The following is a 23,524-nucleotide window of genomic DNA, read 5'->3' as shown; positions in this document are numbered from 1 at the left end:
GAATTGTCGAGTAGTCTTTCAGTTTGCTTTTAGTACTCGCTTCAAAGGTTTGGGGAACCTTTGAAGGCTGGAGATAGTGCGAACCACGTTCGCCTCAAAAGAGCCGTAGGCTGTACTGAAGTACGGCAAGGCGAGTTCAAATACTCCAGTGGAGTATTTGAAGTTGGAAATATGGAAACAACGTTTCCTCGCTCGTCGAAGCAATAAAAGATAAAATGAAGACTACTAATTATTTACCAAGAGCTGCTGCCATAGTCGCTGCAACTTCTGCTTCAAAGTCGTTTGAAGCTTTCTCGATACCTTCACCCACTTCGAAACGAGCAAATTCTACAACAGAAGCGTTCACTGAGTTCAAGTAAGCTTCAACTGTTTTGCTGTCGTCCATGATGTAAACTTGTGCAAGAAGTGTGTAAGCTTGGTCAACTTGAGTGTTGTCAAGCAAGAAGCGATCCATTTTACCTGGGATGATTTTGTCCCAGATTTTTTCTGGTTTGCCTTCTGCTGCCAATTCCGCTTTGATAGCTTCTTCAGCTGCTGCAATCACTTCGTCAGTCAATTGAGCTTTTGAACCGTATTTCAACAATGGCAATGCTGGTTTGTCAACCATTGCACGGCTTTCGTTGTCTTGTTCGATTTTGTGGTTGATTTGTGCCAACTCATCTTTAACGAATTGCTCATCCAATTCAGTGTAAGAAAGAACAGTTGGTTTCATCGCAGCGATGTGCATTGAGATTTGTTTTGCAAGAGTTTCGTCGCCACCTTCAACAACTGAGATAACACCGATACGGCCGCCGTTGTGTTGGTATGCACCGAATGCTTGAGCATCTGTTTTTTCAACCAAAGCAAAGCGACGGAATGAGATTTTCTCACCGATTGTTGCAGTTGCGTTTACGTATGCTTCTTCAAGGGTTTCACCTGAAGGCATAGTCAATTTAAGAGCTGCTTCGTTGTCAGCTGGTTTGCCTTCTGCAATTACTTTAGCAGTAGTGTTTACCAATTCAACGAATTGAGCGTTTTTCGCAACGAAGTCTGTTTCAGCGTTAACTTCAACAACTGCTGCTACGTTACCATCAACGTAAACACCAGTCAAACCTTCAGCTGCTACACGGTCAGCTTTCTTAGCTGCCTTAGCCATACCTTTTTCGCGAAGCAATTCAATTGCTTTTTCGATATCGCCTTCTACTTCAACCAATGCTTTTTTAGCGTCCATAACGCCAGCACCTGATTTTTCACGCAATTCTTTAACGAGAGCTGCTGTAATTTCTGCCATGTCTATTCTCCTTGTTTGTATTTATAAAATAGAGGAGCGGGCTCAGCCCTGCCCCTCTAGGATTGTTTTTGTGTTTGATAAATGATGTAGAATGTACTCAGACTAAAAAGCTAGAATTTAGATAGATCTAACGCTTTTCTTAACGCCTTCGTTACTTATTCAATTGTACTCAGGCTAAAATCTTAGCGAAAAAGATAAACTTCCTTGTATGCAAGCATACTGCGTCAGTTTCCTATTTTCATACAGATTTCTAAACGCCTTCGTTACTTATTTTCCTTCTACAACTTCAACCAATTCTTCGATTGATTCTGTAGATGCTGGCTCAGCTGCCAATTCAGCTTCAACTGCTGCTACGCTGTCTTCACCTTGGTTACCTTCGATGATAGCATCAGCCATTTTAGCTGTGATCAATTTAACAGCGCGGATAGCGTCATCGTTAGCTGGGATGATAACATCGATATCATCTGGATCTGTGTTTGTATCAACCATCGCTACAACTGGGATACCCAATTTTTTAGCTTCTTTAACAGCGATTTGCTCTTTGTGTGGGTCAACTACGAACATTACGTCTGGAATGCGTGGCATGTCAGCGATACCGCCCAAGAATTTTTCAAGACGAGCACGTTGTTTGTTCAACAATGCTACTTCTTTCTTAGGAAGCACTTCGAAAGTTCCATCTTCTTCCATGCGGTTGATTTCTTTCAAACGAGCGATACGTTTTTGGATTGTACCCCAGTTTGTAAGAGTTCCACCCAACCAACGGTGGTTGATGAAGTATTGACCAGCGCGGATAGCTTCGTCTTTAACAGCTTCAGCAGCTTGTTTTTTAGTACCTACGAACAAGATAACTGCGTCGTTTGCTGCAGCGTCACGGATAAATTCGTAAGCTTGGTCAGCCAATTTTACAGTTTGTTGCAAGTCGATAACGTGGATACCGTTACGCTCTGTGAAGATGTATTTAGCCATCTTAGGATTCCAGCGACGAGTTTGGTGACCGAAGTGTACACCAGCCTCAAGAAGTTGTTTCATTGAAATTACTGCCATGAGTATTTCTCCTTTTTGTTTTTTCTCCTCTCCCGAACTTCGACTTGCAGCCCAACCTTTCGGCAACAAGACCACAATTGGTCCGAGATGAGTATTTGTTGCACAGCAACTCTATTATGATATCAAAAAAACTAACAGTTTTCAAGTGAAATATTTACTTTTATCATCTGCCCCCCTCAGACATCCAACAAGAACTATCTGAAGTGGATTCCAGACACTCCGATTTCAATTTCTGGGTCACAAAACTTAATGTAGGGCACAATCTTGGACTCGTTGTAGACCTTTGGTCCAAAGGTGATTTTCTTGATTTTGACACGTCCACCCTGCTCGACATAGAGCCGCGGAACTCCATCTCCAGTCTCATCCAGCAATATCTTGTCACTTTTTAGGTCGGCATACTTTAATAAACGGACTTCATTTTCAGTCACATAATCTGCTGATTTAAAGAGAAAACGGATTTCCTCCATTATCTGATAAATCTCTTTCTTTTGCGATGAAGCTGCGAAAATATCTTTTAAATTCGCCAACTCTTTTTTGATTTTTTCGAGTTCATCTGGTTTAAATAAATTACCATACAAATTCGTGTCAGACATATAACAGATTCGATAGGGAGCAAAGCGTTCTGCCTCTTTGGAAGACGAAGTTTTTTGTTCATCCTGACTATCTGCTTCCTCTTCACATTCTTGCAGCTTCAAATCGGTTGCCCTAGCAATCAGCTCGTGTTCTGCTAGGCTATTTTTTACTTCAAACAGGTCATCATGTAAGGTTACACAAATCCCTTTTCCGTCTCTACCATACTGAACCCACATGGGCAAGTGATCAGATTCTGTCGTCAGGCTCATCAGATAAAAAGGACTCACTTGATCAACGTTCTCTTCCTCTGCCTCTAACCATTTATGCAACAATTTGCCCTCTTCAGGGTCGTTCATGTAGTTGGCATTGTAGAAGCGGTAACGACCTGCCATCTCAACCTTGCCATTCTTTCTAATTATTTTACCAGTTACTTTATCTTTTTTACCCAACAAAATCTTTGGAAGGGTTTCAAGAGCAGTATAGTGGCTTAGGTGAGTGAGGTCTTTCTGGTTAACCCGGAGGAGATGAAGAATGGTCTTGCAGGCTTTGGTCGCCTTAAACAGGTGTTCGATGTCCGTATTTTCAGTCTTATGAATCCTATCTAACCATTGAGCATATTTACTCTCGCTTAGCTGTTCTTTACAGGTTAACAAAAATTCTCGGACATTTTCCCAATTCTCTGAAATATAAAAATAGCAATCGGTTGCTTTAATAATAGTAGTGGCTTCAATTCCATTCAAAAGATTGATAAAGTCGGGCTTCAACAAGGTTTCGATCAATAAACAGAGTTTTTTCTCATTATCCTTTGAAAAAATCATTAGAAAACGTTCCAGCAGCAAATGATGTTTCTTTGGGAACCGATCATTCATGTACGAAAGAGCTTGAGCGAAGGCTACTTTTGCCACTTCTTCTCCCTCTTCCTTACCACCGATTATCAACTGAAACCAGGCTGTTTGCTCCGCAATTCCAATAGACTTTGGAAACTGTTTAAACAACTCTTCTAACTGACCTGTTATAGCCTCGCATTTTGATGGTTCGGATTTATAGCCCAAATTAGTTAAAATTTTTGCATAAACCAAAGCAATATCTGCATTATCAGGAAAATGACTGAATAGAGTAGATAATCGTTTCTCACTGGCTTGGCGACCCGATAAATCTTGATAAATACTCAAATTAAACAAGCATTTAGCATATTCCAGTGCAATAGCTGAATCATCTGAAAAACGTTTAAACAAACTCGCCAGTGCCTCCACGTTTTGCTCACGACCCAATAAATCTTGTTTAGCACTCAGGTTTACCAAACCTTGGGCATATTCCAAGGCAATAGAGGAATCTGCAGGAAATTGACTAAACAAGTTAGCTAGTTTTTCAACTGTTTTCTTGCACCCCGATAAGTCCTGGTCTACCGTCAAGTTAAACAAACCTTGGGCATATACCAGTACAATAGCTGAGTCATCAGAAAATTGACTAGACAAGTTAGCCAGTTCTTTTACTGTTTGTTCAAGTCCCGATAGGTCCTGCTCACTTGTCAAGTTAAACAAACCTTTGGCATATTCCAAGGCAATAGAGGAGTCTTCGGGAAAGCGACTAAACAGATTCCCCAGTTTTTCAACTGTTTGTTCACATCCCAACAAATCTTGATCTACCGTCAAGTTAAACAAACCTATAGCATATACCAGTGCAATAGCTGAGTCATCAGGGAAACGACTAGATAACTCAGATAAGCTATCAACACTTTTTTTACAATCGGATACTTCCTGAAAGGCTGTCAAGTTTAACAAACCTTTAGCATAAACCAGAGCAGTTGTCTCATCTGGCTGTTCTTGGTACAGTTTGTATAAGTCTTCCAGTATAGGCTGTTTCTCTTCTAACTCTCTAGCCCTCAAATCAGCCAGAAGAGTTTTCATCTTTTCAATATGAATTTTTGTTTTAGACATAGGAACATCTCTTTCATTTTTCTACTATCAATATAGCATAAATTTTTCCTGATTTCCATTAGGACTGGTATATTTTTACAGGACTTGTCATTCTCGTGTTGACTTTCGGCTTTTTTTTCGGTAAAATAGTTTTTGTTATGGCGGTATAGCCAAGTGGTAAGGCACGGCTCTGCAAAAGCTTGATCGTCGGTTCAAATCCGTCTACCGCCTTTTAATATTCTAAAAAACCTAGGAATCTTCCTAGGTTTTTTGCTATTCTTTTCGCTTCAGATTTCCGAGAGCCATAGCTCCACCAAATAGACCTAACAAGACACTTATAAAGACACTTCCAAGGCTATCCCCAGTTTGAGGCAGTTTCCCACTAGTATCCGCCGCTAATTCACCTGTCTCTCCTCTTCCGCTTCTTTCAAAGAATGCTCTGTGAGGTACGGACACTTCTATTCTCTCGTCAGAAATTCCTAATGCCTCCTCATGTTTTGTAAGTCTCCCCAAATACTCCACACCATCTTCTCTTGTACCGCTAGTTAACAGCGCGATTTCAGTGGATTCTGTTTGCGGAGCAAATGGATTATCTTCTTTTGGCATTGGTACCTGCACTTCCGGTTTCGGAATAGGAATGCTAGGGGGTTGATCCTTATCTGATTGCTCCACATGAAGGTCTTTTTCAGGAACCTGCTCAGATACCTCCTTGTCATTTAACCGTACCTTATATTTCTTCACAAGAGCATTTCCAAAACTGTCACTCAAATCAAGCTTGACTGTATCCCCGTCTTTCAGACTATGTAGCTCATAGCGAAAGGCTTCTTCATTATTTCCATACTGCCTCCAGAAGCCTCCTCGAGCTACAAAATCTTCGTTGATTTTCAAGGACCAATAAATTCCATTATCCTTGGCGCTTCCGGTAAGTGTCAAGTGCCCATCAGCATCTGCTAGGAGGACTCCTGCATACTGATTTTCCTCGTCTTCATCTTCTTCACTATCCACTACCTGTCTTTCCAATGGTAGCACCTCATTTTCCAGCTGTAAAACAGGATTTTCTGTATCAACCAACATCTGATATTTCTTCGTGTAAGTCAACTCATCCGCCTCATTGTACACACTTATATCCACAACATTTCCCTCTTCAATCAGGGTAACTGGATAGATTAACTTACCATCCTCAAAATAGCGTTTTTCACCACCATTGATGCGCACAGAATGAGCTTGTTCGGTTTCTGCTTCTATTTCAAATGTAAATAGATAAGTCCCATCTTCTTGCTTTTTGAAGTCGACCAACTCACTATCTAGCTCACGACCAAGACTTTCTTTATTGAAACGAATTGGGTCAATCAACCAGTTATTGACAGTAATCGGAACTTCTGTTTCCTCCTCCTCATCCAGACTCTCTGGACTTGTATTGATACGAAGGTCCTTTAATTTATTACCCTTCTCATCTACCGCAGTTAACATGATGGCTCTAGGAAAATCAGATTTAAAGAAGTCTTGCTCAAAACTACCGTCTTCTTTTACATCTATGATTTTCAGCTCTCCCTTACCAATATCTAGATTGGAATAGTAAAGTTTGATGTCCTTAGGAAGACTAATATTATCACTCACTTTCCCCTTCAATGTAAAACGCCCATTTTTGCCAATCTGGATAACCTCTTCATCTTTTTCAATATCAAGATCAATCGTCGGCTTTTCATTATCTACCAAATAATTCAAGGTTTTAGTGTAAATAGGGTTGCCATCCTTATCTTTCAAGATTAATTCAAAACTATGGCGTCCATCTGATTGCCCTGGAAGCTGGAGGGATAGTTGACCATTCTCCAAAGAGTAACTCACAGCCTGAGCATCCAAGTTAGCCTGCACATCGAAAACTCGCGCTGAGACGTTCGCTTTAATTTCTACAGTTTTCTTACTGCGAGTTGCCATCAAATCTTCCAAATTTTTAAACTGGATTACAGGCGCTGCTAAGTCTTTTTCAACAGCAACCACATTGCCCGCTATATCCATCACTTCAACACGGAGATGATTTTTAGCATCGAGTGGCAGTTCCACTTCTTTGAGATGGTAATGTAGTTGACCTGCATCATCTACAACCTTTTCAACAAGAAGATCTTCTCCATTTAGATTCGCTCGAACCTCCCAAACTTTATTATTATCCTTGGCTGTGACGACCAGTTCTCTATGGCTGGTTAGACGATTGGTATCAATCGCGACAATTTCTGGCTTTTGATTATCAATTTTGACTGGCAGATAGGTATACTGATAGGCCCCATTTTCTTTATTTTTTACCCGCAATCTAAAGAAATATTGTCCTTCCGGTGCTGGTATATTTTCATCCTTGCTTGCATCGTACACTTTCCCATCCCAGCAGTGCAATTCTATCGGAGTACGAAGCTTGGAATACTCCGAAAGACTTTCAAAATAATCTACATAGCGAACACGAGACAGCATGGTTCCTGTATCAATCCGCCTCAAAACAGGAGCATCTTCTGTAGCTTCTTTTACAATATCCAAATCATAGTTGGTAATATCCCTCAGTAGCGCAAATCGAACAAAGGCATTCCCGATATGACTATCCGAATGCTGGTTTTGAATCGCGATATTGTCTGGATTTAGAGGTGATTGATTGTCTTGAATCTTTTCACGCCCAAGTTCAATATAGCGCCCAGACTTATTGTGTTTATAGCTAGATAAAACCGAGGTCAGTTTCAATTTAGAACTGGTTTCCCAAGCCGGTGCATCAACAATCCTTTCTTTTGACCAGTCCCCAACAAAGCCAAAATAAGGAATACTGATGTCCGACTGCCCCTCCGTCAATGATTTGAAGTAAATATACCCTTCTGCAAACTGGTCTTTCGCTTCTCCTGCATCCAATCTCAGGCGAATGGTTTTCTTCTCTTTCGGACCCAGTTGAATGGATTGCTCAGAAAGATGAATACTTGAGCCCTTGATTTCTGCCGCATGAATCTCTTTAACTACTTTTCCAGAACGTCCTATTCTATCAACAGGAACATCTTGGCTAGTCAATACTTTCCCAGCTGAAATAGCAAAGCTTCTTTGTTGGTTTCCCAGATTTTCCAAGGTTACCTCAAATTCTGTCTCACGCCCTATTTCTTTTAATTCCACCCCTCCTTTTAGACGGTGGTGAAGAATCACATCTGTTTCAAAGGCTCTATCGATCTGCAACAGACCAGCACCTTGTTGTCTCGGAGAATTTTCCAAAGCATGCCCAGATGAATCTAGAACATCAACCAAAGGGGTAGCAGTATTCATCAAAATGATTCTCAGCAAATCCATCCTAGTCATGCCTTCTGGCGGTGTCATTTGGCGAATCCGTGGCAATAAAAGTGCACTGGCACCCGCCACAATTGGCGAAGCCATCGAAGTCCCTGACATGGAGCCATAACGATTGTCATTCAAAGTTGCATAAACATCCTCTCCCGGCGCCACAATCTCTGGCTTCAATTCTAAGTTGACCGTAGGTCCCCAACTAGAAAAGCCTGATACCGTCGGTACTTCGATTAACTTCTTCATTCCAATTGTAGGTCTGAGAACCAAACCAGTGTTCCCTTGCGATTGGTTGGCAACTTCCAATAATCGCCTTCCATCTTCCCCGCTAAGACTGATTCCCCAGATAGAGGAATAGGAAAGCAAAGTCTTATCATCTACCAATAACTGATGGGTCCTATAATAATCCTTGTTCCATCCCTGATCTGTGTTTATCACAACAAGTCCAGCAACATCCTTGAACTTCAAATTACGAACGGCATCTTTCAAGTCAAACTTATCTTTTTTGATAATCGCTACTTTACCAGCCAAATCAAGCCCCTGCACTTCTTCCCAGCGACCATTTCCAGCATCTACAAATTCATATTTTCCCTCTGTAAGCGTTGTATAGCCAATAGGATAGTAACCAAAAGACTGTCCATTCAGCATAAATTCACGTTGAACAAGATGGGTATTTCTTGCCGAACCAACCCCGATAACTGCGGGAGTCGCTGCCACACCAACTGTTGTTGCCGTATCCACAGCTCCCAAGGCATTATTTGTATGCAGGTCAAAGGAGGTGTCTGAAGAGGAGGCGCCAGCATTACCAATAGCTGCTGTAATGATAATTCCCTTTTCTGCTGCCCTCTTAGCAATCGTGTAGTAAGCATTCCCTGGCAACCCGCTATCATAATAACCAACACTCAAGCTGATGACATCTGCCCCGTGTTTGATAGCATCTTCAATAGCAGCATATGCAGCATCCTCCGTCTCAGCCTTATAATTTTTAGGGTCATTTGAAAAAATCTTGTAGACTAGCAGTTGTGCGTTGGGAGCAATCCCATCAATCCCCTGTTTAGACGCAACTTCTTCGTCTGTTGCATTTCCTGCCAGAGTTCCTGCTATGTGCATACCATGTGGTTCGTGGGTATCATCGTAGAGATTATCGTTACCAGATACGTAATTATAGCCATGGGGAACTTTCAGTGTGTATGTCCCTGTCGTAGATGGAGTAATTTCCTTGATTTTAGGGACGACACCTTCATCCAACCTCATGTCTTTATGCTTAATATCCAAACCAGAGTCAATGACTGCAATCACCATTCCGCGACCATCTGTCTGGTATTTAGAACTTGCTTTTAAGGCACCAACCAGCTCTTTAGCAGTATGAAGAGTCGGTCGGATACGGCGACTCTCTTCCAAAGAAGTTAATTCAGCAATGGCTTTTATATCAGGCAAGCCTTCTCGCCCCACCTCTACTGATGCTCCCGTTAAAACCTCCTTATACTCATGAACAATTTTAACGCCATCAATTTTCTTTAATTTATCCAATACAAGATTTCGGTTCTCTTCGGAAAATTGTAAAATATAGCGCCCTGTTGTCACCTCTTCTGGCTCAAGCTGTGATTCCTGCGGGATTGTTTGAGGAACACTAGCTTCTTTTCCGCTAATGTCTTCTTTTTCCCTTGACTCATCTGTTGTCTTACCAGCTGTAGTTTTTATCTCGGTCGCAGCTCGATCTGTGAGAAGACCTGATTCTTCACCCGCCTCTGTATCTACAACTTCTTCGACCACTCCCTCTTCAACAACTGGCGCATCCACCTGCTCCATTTTAACTGGCTCATCTGATAACGGTCCATCTTCTTTTTTATCTACCACAGAATCTTGCTTGCTGTCCATATCCGTTGCGACCGCAACCGTAGACTCCAATCCTTCTCCACTAGTATCTGCTTGAACCATCGGAATACCTGTGATAAAAAATCCTATTGATACCGATGCCACACCGACACTTAACTTCTTGATGCTAAAGCGTTGTTTATTCTCAATCTGAGACCACTTCTGTTTCATAAAACCTCCGTTTTTAATATTGATTAATTTATAAGTTAGGTATACCTAATTCTATAAAATTTTTAAATCTTTGGCAAGGTTTTTTTGAGTTAGCCTCAAAAACAAGAAAAAGCACAGGTCTCCCTGCGCTTTAACAACTTATTACAACTCAGCAATCTGGCTCAAATTAACTTCAGCAATGGTATCATTACCAAACATAGAGATAACCATCTTAACCTTGTTGTTGTCGATTTCTGTAATTTTACCTGTGTAGTCTGTGAAGGCACCGTCGATGATACGAACAGTATCGCCAACTTTGACATCAATATCAAATTCTTGAACGGTTTGTCCCATAGACACCAAGATTTGACGGATTTCTTCTTCCAAAAGTGGAGTTGGTTTTGAACGGTTACCGTGTGAACCCACGAAACCTGTAACGTTTGGCGTGTTACGAACCACAAACCAAGCTTCATCGGTCATAACCATTTCAACCAAAACATAACCAGGGAAACGGTTTTCTTCTACTTCCTTGACCTCACCGTTCTTTTCAACCTGAACAGTCTGAGTTGGAATTTCTACACGGAGGATGTTTTCCAACATGTTATAAGTGTGGGCACGTTGGAGCAAGTTTTCCTTCACTTTATTTTCATATCCTGAGTAGGTCTGTAAAACAAACCAGCCTTTATCAAAACTATCGTACATTGTTACTTCCTTTCTTTGGAAACACGGAATTTTTAGACGCTAAAAAAAGCCCGAAGGCTTTCGCTTTTCCTTATTATATCACTTCCATTTTACAAATGGCAAGTATTTTCTAGAAAAGATTGATCAAGCTCATGATTCCTCGTGACAAAATCAAGTCAAAGAGGTAAACCACCGCTACGAAAAAGGCAGTATATTCCACTACAGACACGAAATCCGTCCAGCTCTGCTTACGAGTTGGCCAAGACGTATCTTTTAAAATGCGGATAATGTCTTTGATAAATTTCATGCGCGACTCCTATCTGGTTTCCTTGTGAACAGTGTATTGTCCACAGTGTTTACAAAATTTATTTACTTCTAACCGTGTTGGCTTGGGATTGCTCGAAAGGCTGATTGAATAGTTTCGAGAACCACAAACAGTACAGGCTAGGCTTGCTTTTTTTAGTGCCATAAAGCCCTCCATCCTTTTCATTCTACCATGTTTTTATGGATTTGACAACTCTCCAAACCAAGACGTAATGTTATCCCACAAGGTTTTTGCTCGTTCTGGTAACTGGGCATCGATTAGATTTTGTTTGGTTTGCTCAATCAAGTTTTTCGCCTGATCTGAAATTTCTTGTACCTGTTCTTGACCAAGACTTGATTCAGTTTGTGCAGCTTCATCTGGAGCTACTTCTACAATACCATTTTGTGCATAGGCATTTTCTACTTCGAACTGAGTTCCTGCAGTATATGGCAAGATTGAATTGGCTACAGTCTGGAAGACCGACGGAGCCATCCAGTAGCTACTGCTATCTATATAATGATTTTCATCTGTCTGCTCAAAACCAACCCACTGACTGATGACCAAATCAGGTGTGTAGGCAATATGCCACTGGTCATTGACAAGATTGACATCAAAACTCGTTTCGGTTGTTCCTGTTTTCCCAGCAATATAATAATTGGCCGCATCTGCTGTCACTCCCGTACCATTGGTATAGGTTCCAAGCATCATTGCTGTCATCTTATCTGCGACAGAACGGTCAATTACCTTGGTACTTGTTTCTCGATGCTCTGCTAAAACCTTTCCACTAGCCGTTTCAATACGAGTGATGAGGTGGGCATCCTTCATCACACCCTTATTCGCAAAAGTAGCGTAGGCCTGGGCCATTTGCAGAGGATTAGTCTCCACTCCAGAACCGATTGAAACACCTAAAACTTTCTCGACATTTTCCATATCAAGTCCAAACTTTTGTCCATACTCGAAGGCTTTGTCAATCCCCAAGGTGTTCACTATATAAGCTACTGGTAAATTGTAAGAGAGAGCCAAAGCTTGATACATTGGAATGGTATCAGAAGTCGAATAATCATAGTTATGCAAGGTGTAATCGCCGTAGGTTTCTGTATGGTTATCCAGAGCCATATCAATCGACCAGCCCGCCGCTACTGCTGGAGCATAGGCAACAAGAGGCTTGATTGTTGAACCAGGACTGCGCTTGGCTTGTGTCGCAAAGTTGAAGGTCCGAAAGACCGCATCCTCTGAACTGTTAACTCGACCAACCAAGGCACGAACTCCACCAGTCGTCGGATCAAGAGCTACGCTGGCAGCCTGAGCATGGGTACCATCAAAACTTGATGTCGGGAACATGGTCTCATCATCAAAAATCACCTGCATACTGGCTTGAGAATTTTGATCCATCTCTGTGTAAATCCTATAGCCGTTATTAATAATGTCTGATTCTTTCAGTCCGTATCGCTCAATCGCCTCAGCAATCACAGCATCAAAATAGGATGGATAGGAATAATTGCTTTGTTTCCCTGTATAGGTATCTGAAAGCTGACTGGCTAGGTCTACTTGGAAACCTGCATCTGCAGTCGCCTGATCAATATAACCAGCATTGACCATGTTTTGCAGGACTGTATCCCGACGATTAACTGCATTTTCTAGGGAATAATAAGGATTATAAATCTCAGGTCCCTTGAGCATACCTGCAATGACGGCCGCTTGCTCAAGAGTAAGATCACTGGCTGGAATACCGAAGTACTTTTGGCTTGCATCTTCCACTCCCCAAACACCATTCCCAAAATAGGCGTTATTGAGATACATGGTCAAAATTTCTTGCTTGCTGTACTTTTTATTGATTTCCAGAGCCAAAAAGAATTCTCGAGCCTTTCGACTGATGGTCTGATCCTGAGTTAGAAAGGCATTTTTTGCCAATTGCTGGGTAATAGTTGAACCACCTCCAGATCGACCTAACGTCAAGGCAGCCAAAATTGTACGCTGGTAATTAATACCTGAATTTTCGTAGAAGCTCCGATCTTCTGTAGCGATGACAGCATTCTCTAAATTATCAGAGACAGCATCCAGCTCTACATAGGTCCCCTTCTGACCTGACAATGTCCCAGCTTCCGCACCATCTTTATCGTAAATAATCGTTGTGGCTTTTAGCGCCTGCTGTAAATCACCAACATTAGCTGTTTTTGCAAGGAAAAATAGATAGCCACCTACTGTAAGAACTGTCAGGACCATTAAAATGATTAAAATTTTAGTCAGTTGGTAACGCCGCCAAAATTTACGAATCGGCTCCGGAATACGTGATTTTTTCTTTGGTTTATCAACAGAGCCACGATTTCCCCTGCGGCGACGGCTAGGTCGGTCTTCATGATCAATTTGGAAATCTTCTGGAACTTCAATCGGCTGGTGTTGCAAATCGTCCATACTTTACCTCTTTCTAGTGAATTTTGTACCATTATACACCATTTCGTAAAAACTAGCAGAAAAAAGCCTGCGATAACTTGTGACAACAGACAGGGAATTTTTTCCAAAAATATGATAAAATAGGGTCATTCTGAACAAAGAAGAGGATTCCCATGACACAAGTATATGACATTACCATCATCGGTGGCGGACCAGTCGGTCTCTTCGCCGCCTTCTACGCCCACCTCCGTCAAGCCAAGGTCAAAATCATTGACTCCCTTCCCCAACTGGGTGGCCAGCCTGCCATTCTCTATCCTGAGAAGGCTATTTTGGACATTCCCGCCTTTCCAAGCCTGACAGGACAAGAGTTGACCGACAACCTCCTCGCCCAGCTGGCTCCATTTGACACTACAATCTGCCTCAATGAAACCCTGACTGCTATTGAGCCAGGAGAGGTCATTTCCCTGACGACTAACAAAGGCAGCCACCAGACCAAGACCTTGATAATCGCTATGGGCGGCGGGGCCTTCAAGCCACGTCCGCTGGAGATTGACGGTGCTGAAAGCTTTGACAACGTCCACTACCACGTGTCTAATATCCAGCAGTACGCCGACAAGGACATCGTCGTCTTGGGTGGCGGTGACTCTGCGGTCGATTGGTCCCTGGCCTTTGAAAAAATCGCCAAGACCACTCACATCGTCCACCGACGCGATAACTTCCGAGCCCTCGAACACAGCGTAGAAGAGCTCAAGCAGTCCAGCGTTACTATTCACACACCTTTTGTTCCTAAAGGGCTTTCTGGGGAAAACGGCAGAGCTTCTGCCATTGATTTCGATAAGGTGAAGAGCGAGGACAAGCTCAGCCTGTCTTTCGATCACCTCTTTATCAACTACGGTTTCAAATCATCTGTCGGTACGCTGAAAGAATGGGGATTGGAGCTCAATCGCCACCGCATCGTGGTCAACAGCAAGCAAGAAACTTCTGTTCCTGGCATCTATGCTATCGGTGACTGTTGCTTCTACGAGGGCAAGGTTGACCTGATTGCGACTGGGCTGGGCGAAGCCCCAACCGCCGTCAACAATGCTATGAACTACCTCAATCCAAGTGAAAAAGTGCAACCCAAGCACTCGACCAGCCTATAAGATGAAAATTGATATTCGCATTCCCCAAGCCTTTCCCCAGCTGACTGTCAAGGAAGTCTTGGAAGATTATTTTCTCATTCCCAGAAAAATCCGCCACTTCCTCCGTACCAAGAAACAGGTCCGTGTCAACGGAGAGCTGATTAACTGGCAGAGTCCGATTGCTGCAGGCGACCTGCTGGAATTGACCTTTGACCAGGAAGATTATCCTGAAAAAAGTATTCCTCTGGGACAGGCGGACTTGATTGAGGAACTCTACCAAGATGAGCATTTGATTATCGTCAACAAGCCCGAAGGCATGAAAACCCACGGCAATGAGCCTACGGAAATCGCCCTGCTCAACCATGTATCTGCCTATGTGGGTCAGACCTGCTATGTGGTCCACAGACTCGATATGGAAACCAGCGGAGCCATTCTCTTTGCCAAAAATCCCTTTATCCTGCCCATTCTCAATCGGCTTCTGGAGGACAAGGTCATCTACCGTGACTACCTGGCCCTCTGCCAAGGGCAGCTAAGAAAGACAGACTGGACTATCACTGATAAAATCGGACGGGACCGACACGACCGCAGAAAGCGGGTGGTCGACAACCGCAAGGGACAGGCTGCTTTGACCCAAGTCCATCTCTTGAAGCCCCTTGGCAAAAATAGTTTGGTTACCTGTCGCCTCCAAACTGGGCGGACCCATCAGATTCGGGTCCACCTAGCCCACCATGGCCATGCCCTAATCGGTGACCCTCTTTACAGTCGAGTTGCAGCACCTCGCCTCATGCTCCACGCCCAAAAACTCAGCCTAACCCACCCGCTTACCCTTGAAGAAATCAGCGTGGAAGCACGGTCGGAGAGTTTTGAAAGAATAGTAAAAAAGAGCTGAAAACCAGCTCTTTTTTGCATGTATGTTATTCAAAAATATTTCCCAACTCTACATCAACTCGGTTTTCCTTGACATTGATATCGGTCACAGCGAGCAAAGACTTGTAGTTAGCTACGCTACGGTCCCCTTTTTGGTTTTCCGCAAAGACAGCCACGCCTACCAAGGTTGAGTCAAACTCAGACAAGAGGCTAATCATACCATTGATGGTGCCACCATTTTTCAAGAAATCATCGACGATCAAGACACGACTTCCTGCCTTCAAACTACGCTTGGACAGAAACATCTTTTCGATACGGTCGCTAGATCCTGACACATAGTTGACAGAAACGGTTGAACCTTCTGTGATTTTCAAATCACGACGCACAATAACAAACGGTACATTAAGGACATTGGCAACAGCATTGGCCAAAGGGACACCCTTAGTCGCAACTGTCATGACTGCATCAATCTTTTCATCTTTGAAAGCATCTGCAATGATACGACCGACATTTTTCAAAATATGCGGTGTAGACAGCAAGTCAGATGAATAGATATAACCGCCTGGCAAGATACGATTACTTTCGGCCATCTGATCACGAAGGGCCTGTGCAATTTCGACAGACTCTGCCTTAGAGATTGATGGAGTAAAAACAACTCCTCCACTGGCACCAGTAATGGTTTCAATATGCCCGATAGAGCTTTCTTCAAAAGCCTTTTTAATGATGGCAATATCCTCTGAGATAGATGACTTGGCAGATTCATACTTTTCCGCAAAGGTATTCAAACTAGTTAATTCATAAGGGTGGTTGATGAGGTAATTGGAAATGACAACCATACGCTCACTTCTTCTTAATTTCATAAAATCATCCTCTTTCACTTTTTTCTATTATATCATAATAAACTACAAAAAGCGAACTTTTTTGATTAAAAAGTCCGTCTTTTTCGTATTTTGTTTATCGCTTACATATACCACTTTGGAAGATGATGATTAAAATATTCATACCATTCAGAAATCTTCTGCGCTTGCAACTTCATCAATGAAATTTGTTCGGAATCTACTTGTTCTGCCCAAGAAAGAGCGCCTAGACTGTTTACTGTTAAGTATAGAGCTAAAAGTCTCCAAAATTCCTCTGGAATAGCACCGTCAAAATAGGCATCTACCTGACCACGCGCAAAGGCTGGAGACAAATCTGCCGTGAAAATCAAACGGTTGAATTCTTCCCAGGGGTCTCCTATATCGTAGCGATCAAAGTCTAAGATTTTTAGTTTTCCATCTCTTCCCAGTAGAAAATTCCCTGTATGAAAATCTCCATGATGGTAGGCAATCGATCGCCCTTCAAGCAAGTGACGATTGGCCTGGACAAAGTCTATCATAGCTTGACCATTTGGATAGGAATGACTAGTTGCTTGGTAGGCCTTGATTTTACTGTCAATCTTAGCCTGATAAAAACTGTTCCAGTCCCGTTGACTTTGGTCAATCGGTAGGGCATGCAGGGCTCGCAAAAACTGCCCTGACTGACAGCCCAAATCATACAAGACAGAATCAGACAGATCGGAAGCCACTTCATTCATGTCCTGACCTTCCACCCATTCATAAAGGGTGTAAACAGACAAGTCATCCGCCCAAAAACTTAGTGGCTCTGCCACAGGCAAACCTAGACCAAACAGGTTTTCAACTAACTGAAACTCTAATCGCTTAGCCTCATAGGCTGGTCGCTCTGCTATTCTCAACAGACCAAAGCGACCATCTTCTAGCTGGACCTTGTACTTTTGGTCCGTGGACCAGCCTTTGGTGAGGGGCTGTCGAGACACTATCCTAACTGCCATCAGTCGATATTGGGCTTATAGAAGGCACGGTTGTCCATGGCAAAGATGCGGTTGGTCATCTCGCCTGGACCGACCTTGTCCAAGGCCGATAGCATCATCATCATTTCCGCATCGATGTTGTCAATCATGTGGAGGATTTCCGCCTCCATAATCTGCGGACGGACTGGGCTACCATACTCCAAGAGGCCGTGGTGGCTGAGGATAACGTGGCGCAGAACAGTCACTTCCTCCAGACTGTCATCAATGCCCAATTCCACCAAAACCTTGGTAATCTCTTCATCAATCAAGGAAATGTGCCCAATCAAATTTCCACGGACAGTGTAGCCTGTGTTATCAGGACCTGTCAGTTCAATCACCTTGGCTAGGTCATGAAGCATGATTCCTGCAAAGAGCAGGCTCTTATTGAGCTGAGGATAAATATCACCAATTTTATCAGCCAAGCGGACCATGGTCGCCGTATGGAAGGACAAGCCTGAATAGAAGGCATGGTGATTGGTCTTGGCCGCTGGATAGGAATAAAATTCCTTGTCGTACTTGCTGTAAAGAGCACGGACAATCCTCTGCCAAGTGGCATTTTCGATGCGGAAAACCATCTGACTTAGGTAGTCCTTGGTGTCCTTGACATCCACCGGTGGCTTTTCCTTGAAATCAGCAGGGTCATTGGGTTCGCCAGCCTTTGGCAAACGGAGGACCAATTGATTGACTTGGGGTGTATTATTGTAAACTTCGCGGCGTCCCTGCATGTGAACAACTGTCCCAGCAGTAAAATCCTTGATTTTCCCTGGTTGGGCGTCCCAGACCTTGCCTTCAATCTCACCAGTATCATCCTGGAAGGTCAGAGCTAGGTAGTCTTTGCCAGCCCGTGTTTGACGGACTTCTGCGGTCTTGATGAGATAGAATCCCTCGAAGAATTCATCTTTTTTCATTTGGTTAATTTTCATTATCTTCCTCATCTAATGGGGACAGGCCAAGCAGTCCCTTGGTTTGGTCATCTTCGTACAGATCAATGGTACGAAGACTACGCTCGATAGCGTTGGTGCGAGTGGTTAGGAGTTTGTCAATATTGCTGCTGGCTTGATTGAGTTGTTTCTGAGCCTTAAGCAAGAGGTCAGAAAACTTGCCAAATTCCAGCTTGACATTGCCCAAGACCTTGGAAATATCATCGGCCGACCGTTGAATGTTGAGGGTCTTAAAGCCGACGGAGAGAGAATTGAGCAGGGCAGAAAGGGTGGTCGGTCCTGCTACCACGATATTTTCCTGACGGCGTAGGTCATCAAAGAAAATGGGATTGCGGACCACTTCTGAATACAGCCCTTCGGTTGGCAGAAAGAGCACACCAAAGTTGGTAGTTTCAGGCGGATTGAGGTACTTGCTCTGAATATCCTTGGCAAAACGCTTGATAGCCGCCAAGAGATTTTTCCGATGGAGGTCAATCTGGTCCTTGTCCCCACTTTCGTAAGCATCCTCCAAGCGGTAGTAATCCGCCAGCGGAAACTTGGAATCGATTGGCAAGTAGATATAATCGCCTTCAGTCCGTCCTGGTAGCTTGACCGCATACTCCACGCGCTCACTAGAGCCTGAAACCGTGGCAAACTCTCGCTCATATTGGCTAGGTGTCAAAATATCCTCGATAATCTGTCCCAGCTGCAATTCACCCATGATGCCACGGGTTTTGGTCCCAGACAGTACCTTGTTAAGACTACCCACATCACGCGCCACCGTCTGCATTTCTCCCAGACCACGATTGACTGACTCCAACTGCTTGGACACCGTTTCAAAGGAGGCTTGTAGGCGGGTTTGCAGGGTTTTCTCCAGCTTTTCCTCGACCGTCTGCCGCATTTCTTCCAGGCGTTTTTCATTGGACTCCTGAATGGCCTGTAAACGGCGGTCGGTGGCATCTCGCGTTTCCAAGTGGCTCTTATTCAGCTCTTGACGGATGTCGGTTAGCTGTTGGTAAAGCTCCGTGCGGAGTCTTTCCACTTCCTGATGAATGGCTTGCTGCTGTTTGAGGGTTGCATTTTCTAGTTGATAGCTGAGCTGATCAGACAAGTTGTCTGCTGTGTCTTCTGCCTGATCTTGCAAAAGCAGGGCCAAGCTCTGCCATTTTCCATAAAGAAAAACCAAGGCGAGCAAGACCAGTATCAGCAAAATAAGTAATACAATATCCATCTAATTCTTGTCCTTACTGTAGATAAGGACTACGTAGCCCTTATCCAGTTGAATGTCTATGTCTCTATCTATAAATTCGTTAGAGGAATAGCATTTTTTGAAAAAATAATTGCTGGCATCCAGCGGGTACTTGGCATGACGAATGGTCAAGCGGCTTTGGTCCGACGGCATAAAGGAAATGTACTTCATACCAGCAATCGGCAAAATCCTATGACTGCCAGCAGGTCGAAAACGGACGATGTTCTGACTGTCCACCAATTCAATCTGCTCCATATAGGTTGCCAAGTCAGGCTCCGCAGCCAGAAATAGATTAGTCATCATGTGGTCCATGCGGCCACCCAAGGCTCCGTATATGCGAACCTGGGCCTGCGGATAGGCCTTGAAGATTTCCTTTAAAGCCAGCTCCAAATCTGTATCATCTTTTTCAGCAGGAGCTTGCAAAAAATACTCTGCTTGTTCCTTTATCCGCCCCAACTCCTCAGAAGTCACCGAGTCAAAATCACCGATGGCCCAGTCAAGAGGCAGGGAATGGTCCAATAGACGAAGTGAGCCTGCATCTACCCCTACATAGAGGTCTGCAGGCTCAGGAAGGCAGTCAAATGAACCACCTGCTATTAAGGCAATCTTAATCATGGAGGGCCGCTCTCAATTTGGCAACGTTGGCATCCAAGTCTCCTTTGAAGAGATAGGAACCAGCCACAAAGACATTGGCACCCGCATTTTTGGCTGAATGAATGGTCTTGTCGTCAATTCCGCCGTCCACTTCGATGTCAAAGTTCAAGCCTTTGGCTTCACGGAGTTTGACCAAGGCCTCAATCTTCTCAGCCACTTCTGGGATGTAGGCTTGTCCACCAAAACCTGGGTTGACCGTCATGAGCAGAACCTGATCCACCAAGTTGAGCACAGGCTCAATGGTCACAAGAGGTGTACCTGGATTGATGACCACGCCAACCTTCATACCAGCGGCACGGATTTTCTGCAAGGTCCCATGCAGGTGAACCGTTGCTTCTGCATGAATGGTTAAAATATCTGCACCCGCACGTGCAAAGGTCTCAATATGATTTTCAGGATTGGACACCATGAGATGGCAATCAAAAACCAGCTTGCTATGAGGACGCATAGCCGCAACCACATCCGCCCCAAAGCTGATATTTGGCACAAAATGACCGTCCATGACATCAATGTGCACATACTCCACACCTGTCTTTTCTAGACGCTTGAGCTCTTTTTCAAAATTTGCATAATCTGCCGCCAAAATAGACGGTGCAATCTTATAATGTGACATACAGAACCAACTTTCTATTTGAATTTCTTACTTACCTTGGTATAGGTTTCGCGCTGATTTTGGATTTCGCTGAGGAATTGGAGATAATTGTCAAAGCGACTTTGGGAAATGGCAGAGCTGGCAACAGCTTCCTTGACCGCACAATCCGGCTCATGGGTATGGGTACAGGTCCTAAATTTGCAGTCCTGGCTGCTTTCCGCAATCTCTGGGAAACAATCTGTCAGAGCCTCAGCCTCCTTGACTTCATAGTCTAAGGATGAAAAACCTGGCGTATCCGCAATTTTCCCACCGAAGACATTGTAGAAACTGACCGCACGAGTGGTATGGCGACCACGCCCCAGACTATCTGAAATAGCCCCTGTTTCCAAGGCTAATTCTGGCGCAATGCGATTGAGAAGAGTCGATTTGCCAACCCCTGTCTGCCCCATAAAGACCGTCACCTTATCCTGCAATAATGGCGTCAATTCCTCCAAACTATAGACAAAAGGATAGCCAATTTTCTCATAGATAGCCTTGAAGGTATCCATCTCCGTCCGCTCTTCTACCAAGTCCATCTTAGAGATATAAATAATGGGATCCATGTCTTTCTGTTCCAAAAGCACTAGGAAACGATCTAGTAGATTGGCATTAAAATCAGGTTCCTTGGCCGACATGATAACCACTGCCTGATCGATATTGACGATAGGAGGTCGAACCAAACTATTCTTCCGCTCATGAATCTTTAAAATATAGCCTTCTGAGTTTTCCTCCGCAGAAAAGTCCACAAAATCACCCACGTAGGGCGTTTGGCCTTTCTTACGAAAATTTCCTCTGGCTCTGGTTTGATAAATCTGTCCATCCGCCTCGACATAGTAAAAACCAGCCAAGGCCTTGATAATTCTTCCTTGCAATGAAGACTCCTTTGTATGTACTTGTTCCTATTATACCAAATTTCCTACAAAAAAACCGCAAGCGGTTTCGATTTTACACTTTACTCTAGTCATTTCAATGTAAAAATAGTATAATAAAAAGCAAGCGGAGGTGGTGGAACGGCAGACACGCATGCTTCAGGCGCATGTGCCCATCGGGTGTGAGGGTTCAAATCCCTTCCTCCGCATGATAAATGAAGAACCCCAAGTCAGAAGGATAGACTTGGGGTTATTTTATATCTTCTCACTCAGTTTCCCATCCCGCATTTCCAAAACCACATCAAACATGTCTAGGATGGCAGGGTCTGATTCATGCAAGATAGTGATGATGAGTTTGTCCTCCAGCTGCAAGAGGTTGGTCAAAACCTGCTTGGTCAGGGCAGGGTCTAAATGGGCGGTCGGTTCATCTAAGAGCAAGATGTCCTTGCCGCTCATAAGGGAACGGAGCAGACACAGGATATTTTTTTCGCCACCACTCAAGAGACCGGGGTCTGTTGTTGTACGCAAGGTGTCCTGTAAACTCTTTGGCAAGCTCTTCAACAAGCCAAGCATAACATCTCTTCCCTTCTCATAAGTTCCAAAAACAGACACATTGCTTTCAAAATCGGTATGGTAAAGATGTTCAAACTGGCTGAGATAGAAGGCGGTAGCTGCTTCCATTTCATGTGAAACATCATGTTCCAGATAGGAAATACTTCCCTTGTCCAGAGCTAGTTCTCCTGCCAACACTCGTAGAAAAGTGGATTTCCCGCTGGCTGACGGACCAATGATGGCATACTTTTTCCCCTTGTCAAACCGATAGGAAAAATCGGTGACTGCTAATTCTCCCACATGATAAGCTACATCTTTCACTTCCAAGACTGTCACATTGGGATAGCTTGGCACTTGTTCAGACAAAACCTGACCAGCAAGATAGTCTTCTAGATTGGCAACTGTTTCCTTGGTTGAATGGATATAATTGACATCCAAGAGGATGTACTTCATAGGGTAGATGAAATTTTCAACATAGCTAAAAGTCGCAATGGCAGCTCCAATGGTCAACTCTTTTTGCAACAAGAGGTAGCCGACCAAGCCAAAAGCTGTTAATTGCACCAAAAACATGGAAAATCCATTGACAACATTAGCCAGGGTCTTGAATTGCCCAAAGCGAAAACGAGCCTGCTCACTTTCTTCTACTGACCGATGGTGGACACGGCTGATGGATCCGAAAGTTTCGGTATTAACACGATTCTTAGCAGAAAAGAGGTCTGTCACCACCTGAAAATAACTTTCCAAACTCTGTAAAAATACCCGCTGACGCTGAGAAAGAGGGCCAGAAATCCACTTGGGAATGAAGACCGCCAAGGCAGACGATAGAATAATCCCAACCGCAACCAGCGGATGAACAAAGAGAAAGAGGGAAACCGCATAGATGAGCATGCTCAAGCTAGATCGGACAATGTCCATGAGAGGGCTTAGATAACTCTCCTCAATGGTTTCCAAATCGTTGTCAAAAATGGACAGATAGGCAGAGACATTCTTCTCTGAAAATTTGGATAAAGGCTGTGATAACAAGCTGTTTGCCAGGCCTTTTTTAGCCGTGACATAGAAGCCCTGAGACACCTTCCACTCATAAACCTGGGAAATGTACTGAAAAACTGAATTGGCAATGATGGTCAAAGCGTAGGTCAACAATTGCCATACAAGCCCTGTCCAGCCCATCTGAAAAATATGGTCAAAAAGATACTTATTTAACTCAGGAAAAACGACATTGGTAAAACTATATAAGATATGGAAAACCAACTGAATAGCAATAACAAACCGCAATTGATAGATGATTTTTTTCATAACTCCTCCTAGATAGGA

Annotated in this window: 18 protein-coding genes and 2 tRNA genes; 4 read left to right on the top strand and 16 right to left on the bottom strand. The window is 43.6% G+C overall.

Annotation, left to right across the window (positions count from 1 at the left end):
* Positions 1-229: 229 nt before the first annotated feature.
* The 3 genes from tsf to ODU46_RS03885 form a co-directional block, all read right to left on the bottom strand.
* Entirely contained in the window at positions 230-1,270 is a 1,041-nt protein-coding gene (gene tsf / locus ODU46_RS03895) for a translation elongation factor Ts (protein ID WP_024407282.1), read from the bottom strand.
* A 267-nt stretch (positions 1,271-1,537) separates the two neighbouring features.
* Complete coding sequence (gene rpsB / locus ODU46_RS03890) at positions 1,538-2,314, bottom strand: 30S ribosomal protein S2 (protein WP_012775356.1); 777 nt, start codon at positions 2,312-2,314, stop codon at positions 1,538-1,540.
* A gap of 194 nt (positions 2,315-2,508) precedes the next feature.
* Positions 2,509-4,824: a hypothetical protein gene (locus tag ODU46_RS03885; RefSeq protein WP_398579271.1), complete on the bottom strand. Its 2,316-nt coding sequence runs from the start codon at positions 4,822-4,824 to the stop codon at positions 2,509-2,511.
* Positions 4,825-4,963: 139 nt separating this feature from the next.
* Here ODU46_RS03885 and ODU46_RS03880 point away from each other — a divergent pair.
* A tRNA-Cys gene (locus ODU46_RS03880) sits at positions 4,964-5,034 on the top strand.
* 42 nt (positions 5,035-5,076) lie between these two features.
* Here the strand turns inward: ODU46_RS03880 and ODU46_RS03875 are convergent.
* The 5 genes from ODU46_RS03875 to pbp2a form a co-directional block, all read right to left on the bottom strand.
* A complete protein-coding gene (locus tag ODU46_RS03875; RefSeq protein ID WP_398579270.1) occupies positions 5,077-10,146 on the bottom strand; it encodes a S8 family serine peptidase in 5,070 nt (1,689 codons plus the stop codon).
* Positions 10,147-10,287: 141 nt separating this feature from the next.
* Positions 10,288-10,827: a transcription termination/antitermination protein NusG gene (nusG, locus tag ODU46_RS03870; RefSeq protein ID WP_002940254.1), complete on the bottom strand. Its 540-nt coding sequence runs from the start codon at positions 10,825-10,827 to the stop codon at positions 10,288-10,290.
* 109 nt (positions 10,828-10,936) lie between these two features.
* Positions 10,937-11,113 carry a preprotein translocase subunit SecE gene (secE, locus tag ODU46_RS03865; RefSeq protein WP_002940255.1) on the bottom strand — a complete coding sequence of 59 codons (177 nt, stop codon included), beginning with the start codon at positions 11,111-11,113 and terminating at the stop codon, positions 10,937-10,939.
* A gap of 9 nt (positions 11,114-11,122) precedes the next feature.
* Entirely contained in the window at positions 11,123-11,275 is a 153-nt protein-coding gene (gene rpmG, locus ODU46_RS03860) for a 50S ribosomal protein L33 (protein ID WP_002940258.1), read from the bottom strand.
* A 33-nt stretch (positions 11,276-11,308) separates the two neighbouring features.
* On the bottom strand, positions 11,309-13,522 hold the full coding sequence (gene pbp2a / locus ODU46_RS03855; RefSeq protein WP_398579269.1) for a penicillin-binding protein PBP2A: 2,214 nt from the start codon (positions 13,520-13,522) through the stop codon (positions 11,309-11,311).
* A 152-nt stretch (positions 13,523-13,674) separates the two neighbouring features.
* Between pbp2a and ODU46_RS03850 the strand changes: the two genes are divergently transcribed.
* The gene (locus ODU46_RS03850) at positions 13,675-14,643 is read left to right on the top strand and encodes an NAD(P)/FAD-dependent oxidoreductase (RefSeq protein ID WP_398579268.1); all 969 of its coding nucleotides are present in this window, start codon (positions 13,675-13,677) and stop codon (positions 14,641-14,643) included.
* 1 nt (position 14,644) lies between these two features.
* The gene (locus ODU46_RS03845) at positions 14,645-15,511 is read left to right on the top strand and encodes an RluA family pseudouridine synthase (RefSeq protein ID WP_398579267.1); all 867 of its coding nucleotides are present in this window, start codon (positions 14,645-14,647) and stop codon (positions 15,509-15,511) included.
* A gap of 25 nt (positions 15,512-15,536) precedes the next feature.
* Here ODU46_RS03845 and purR read toward each other — a convergent pair whose 3' ends face one another.
* The 7 genes from purR to rsgA form a co-directional block, all read right to left on the bottom strand.
* Entirely contained in the window at positions 15,537-16,349 is an 813-nt protein-coding gene (gene purR, locus ODU46_RS03840; RefSeq protein ID WP_002938438.1) for a pur operon repressor, read from the bottom strand.
* Between the two features lie 101 nt (positions 16,350-16,450).
* Entirely contained in the window at positions 16,451-17,317 is an 867-nt protein-coding gene (locus ODU46_RS03835) for an aminoglycoside phosphotransferase family protein (protein ID WP_202848498.1), read from the bottom strand.
* The gene (locus tag ODU46_RS03830) at positions 17,317-18,258 is read right to left on the bottom strand and encodes a 3'-5' exoribonuclease YhaM family protein (protein WP_202848499.1); all 942 of its coding nucleotides are present in this window, start codon (positions 18,256-18,258) and stop codon (positions 17,317-17,319) included. Before ODU46_RS03830 ends, ODU46_RS03835 begins: the two co-directional genes overlap by 1 nt.
* Positions 18,248-19,486 carry a DNA recombination protein RmuC gene (locus ODU46_RS03825; RefSeq protein WP_024383259.1) on the bottom strand — a complete coding sequence of 413 codons (1,239 nt, stop codon included), beginning with the start codon at positions 19,484-19,486 and terminating at the stop codon, positions 18,248-18,250. The genes ODU46_RS03830 and ODU46_RS03825 overlap by 11 nt, the downstream gene beginning before the upstream one ends.
* Positions 19,487-20,119: a thiamine diphosphokinase gene (locus ODU46_RS03820; RefSeq protein WP_398579266.1), complete on the bottom strand. Its 633-nt coding sequence runs from the start codon at positions 20,117-20,119 to the stop codon at positions 19,487-19,489.
* Positions 20,112-20,771: a ribulose-phosphate 3-epimerase gene (rpe, locus tag ODU46_RS03815; RefSeq protein ID WP_024407309.1), complete on the bottom strand. Its 660-nt coding sequence runs from the start codon at positions 20,769-20,771 to the stop codon at positions 20,112-20,114. Before rpe ends, ODU46_RS03820 begins: the two co-directional genes overlap by 8 nt.
* A gap of 14 nt (positions 20,772-20,785) precedes the next feature.
* The gene (gene rsgA / locus ODU46_RS03810) at positions 20,786-21,661 is read right to left on the bottom strand and encodes a ribosome small subunit-dependent GTPase A (RefSeq protein ID WP_398579265.1); all 876 of its coding nucleotides are present in this window, start codon (positions 21,659-21,661) and stop codon (positions 20,786-20,788) included.
* Between the two features lie 124 nt (positions 21,662-21,785).
* On the opposite strand from rsgA, the gene ODU46_RS03805 reads away from it, so the two are divergent.
* Positions 21,786-21,867: transfer RNA gene (locus tag ODU46_RS03805), tRNA-Leu, on the top strand.
* Positions 21,868-21,913: 46 nt separating this feature from the next.
* Here the strand turns inward: ODU46_RS03805 and ODU46_RS03800 are convergent.
* Positions 21,914-23,506, bottom strand: a complete 1,593-nt coding sequence (locus ODU46_RS03800; protein ID WP_398579264.1) for an ATP-binding cassette domain-containing protein — start codon at positions 23,504-23,506, stop codon at positions 21,914-21,916.
* Positions 23,507-23,524: the final 18 nt, after the last annotated feature.

This window comes from Streptococcus sp. 2020WUSS089 (assembly GCF_044427405.1).
GTDB classification, from domain to species: domain Bacteria; phylum Bacillota; class Bacilli; order Lactobacillales; family Streptococcaceae; genus Streptococcus; species Streptococcus hashimotonensis.
The sequence above is the reverse complement of the archived record's forward strand: the minus strand, read 5'-3'. Positions and strand labels throughout refer to the sequence as shown.

What these genes read in the sequence shown, in the direction of transcription:
- ODU46_RS03885 (WP_398579271.1), bottom strand. Translation starts at nt 4,824, where the DNA reads ATGTCTAAAACAAAAATTCATATTGAAAAGATGAAAACTCTTCTGGCT.
- rpmG (WP_002940258.1), bottom strand. Translation starts at nt 11,275, where the DNA reads ATGGCACTAAAAAAAGCAAGCCTAGCCTGTACTGTTTGTGGTTCTCGA.
- ODU46_RS03830 (WP_202848499.1), bottom strand. Translation starts at nt 18,258, where the DNA reads ATGAAAATTAACCAAATGAAAAAAGATGAATTCTTCGAGGGATTCTAT.
- ODU46_RS03820 (WP_398579266.1), bottom strand. Translation starts at nt 20,119, where the DNA reads ATGATTAAGATTGCCTTAATAGCAGGTGGTTCATTTGACTGCCTTCCT.
- rpsB (WP_012775356.1), bottom strand. Translation starts at nt 2,314, where the DNA reads ATGGCAGTAATTTCAATGAAACAACTTCTTGAGGCTGGTGTACACTTC.
- rpe (WP_024407309.1), bottom strand. Translation starts at nt 20,771, where the DNA reads ATGTCACATTATAAGATTGCACCGTCTATTTTGGCGGCAGATTATGCA.
- nusG (WP_002940254.1), bottom strand. Translation starts at nt 10,827, where the DNA reads ATGTACGATAGTTTTGATAAAGGCTGGTTTGTTTTACAGACCTACTCA.
- ODU46_RS03825 (WP_024383259.1), bottom strand. Translation starts at nt 19,486, where the DNA reads ATGGATATTGTATTACTTATTTTGCTGATACTGGTCTTGCTCGCCTTG.
- ODU46_RS03850 (WP_398579268.1), top strand. Translation starts at nt 13,675, where the DNA reads ATGACACAAGTATATGACATTACCATCATCGGTGGCGGACCAGTCGGT.
- ODU46_RS03800 (WP_398579264.1), bottom strand. Translation starts at nt 23,506, where the DNA reads ATGAAAAAAATCATCTATCAATTGCGGTTTGTTATTGCTATTCAGTTG.
- pbp2a (WP_398579269.1), bottom strand. Translation starts at nt 13,522, where the DNA reads ATGGACGATTTGCAACACCAGCCGATTGAAGTTCCAGAAGATTTCCAA.
- ODU46_RS03875 (WP_398579270.1), bottom strand. Translation starts at nt 10,146, where the DNA reads ATGAAACAGAAGTGGTCTCAGATTGAGAATAAACAACGCTTTAGCATC.
- secE (WP_002940255.1), bottom strand. Translation starts at nt 11,113, where the DNA reads ATGAAATTTATCAAAGACATTATCCGCATTTTAAAAGATACGTCTTGG.
- ODU46_RS03845 (WP_398579267.1), top strand. Translation starts at nt 14,645, where the DNA reads ATGAAAATTGATATTCGCATTCCCCAAGCCTTTCCCCAGCTGACTGTC.
- tsf (WP_024407282.1), bottom strand. Translation starts at nt 1,270, where the DNA reads ATGGCAGAAATTACAGCAGCTCTCGTTAAAGAATTGCGTGAAAAATCA.
- purR (WP_002938438.1), bottom strand. Translation starts at nt 16,349, where the DNA reads ATGAAATTAAGAAGAAGTGAGCGTATGGTTGTCATTTCCAATTACCTC.
- ODU46_RS03835 (WP_202848498.1), bottom strand. Translation starts at nt 17,317, where the DNA reads ATGGCAGTTAGGATAGTGTCTCGACAGCCCCTCACCAAAGGCTGGTCC.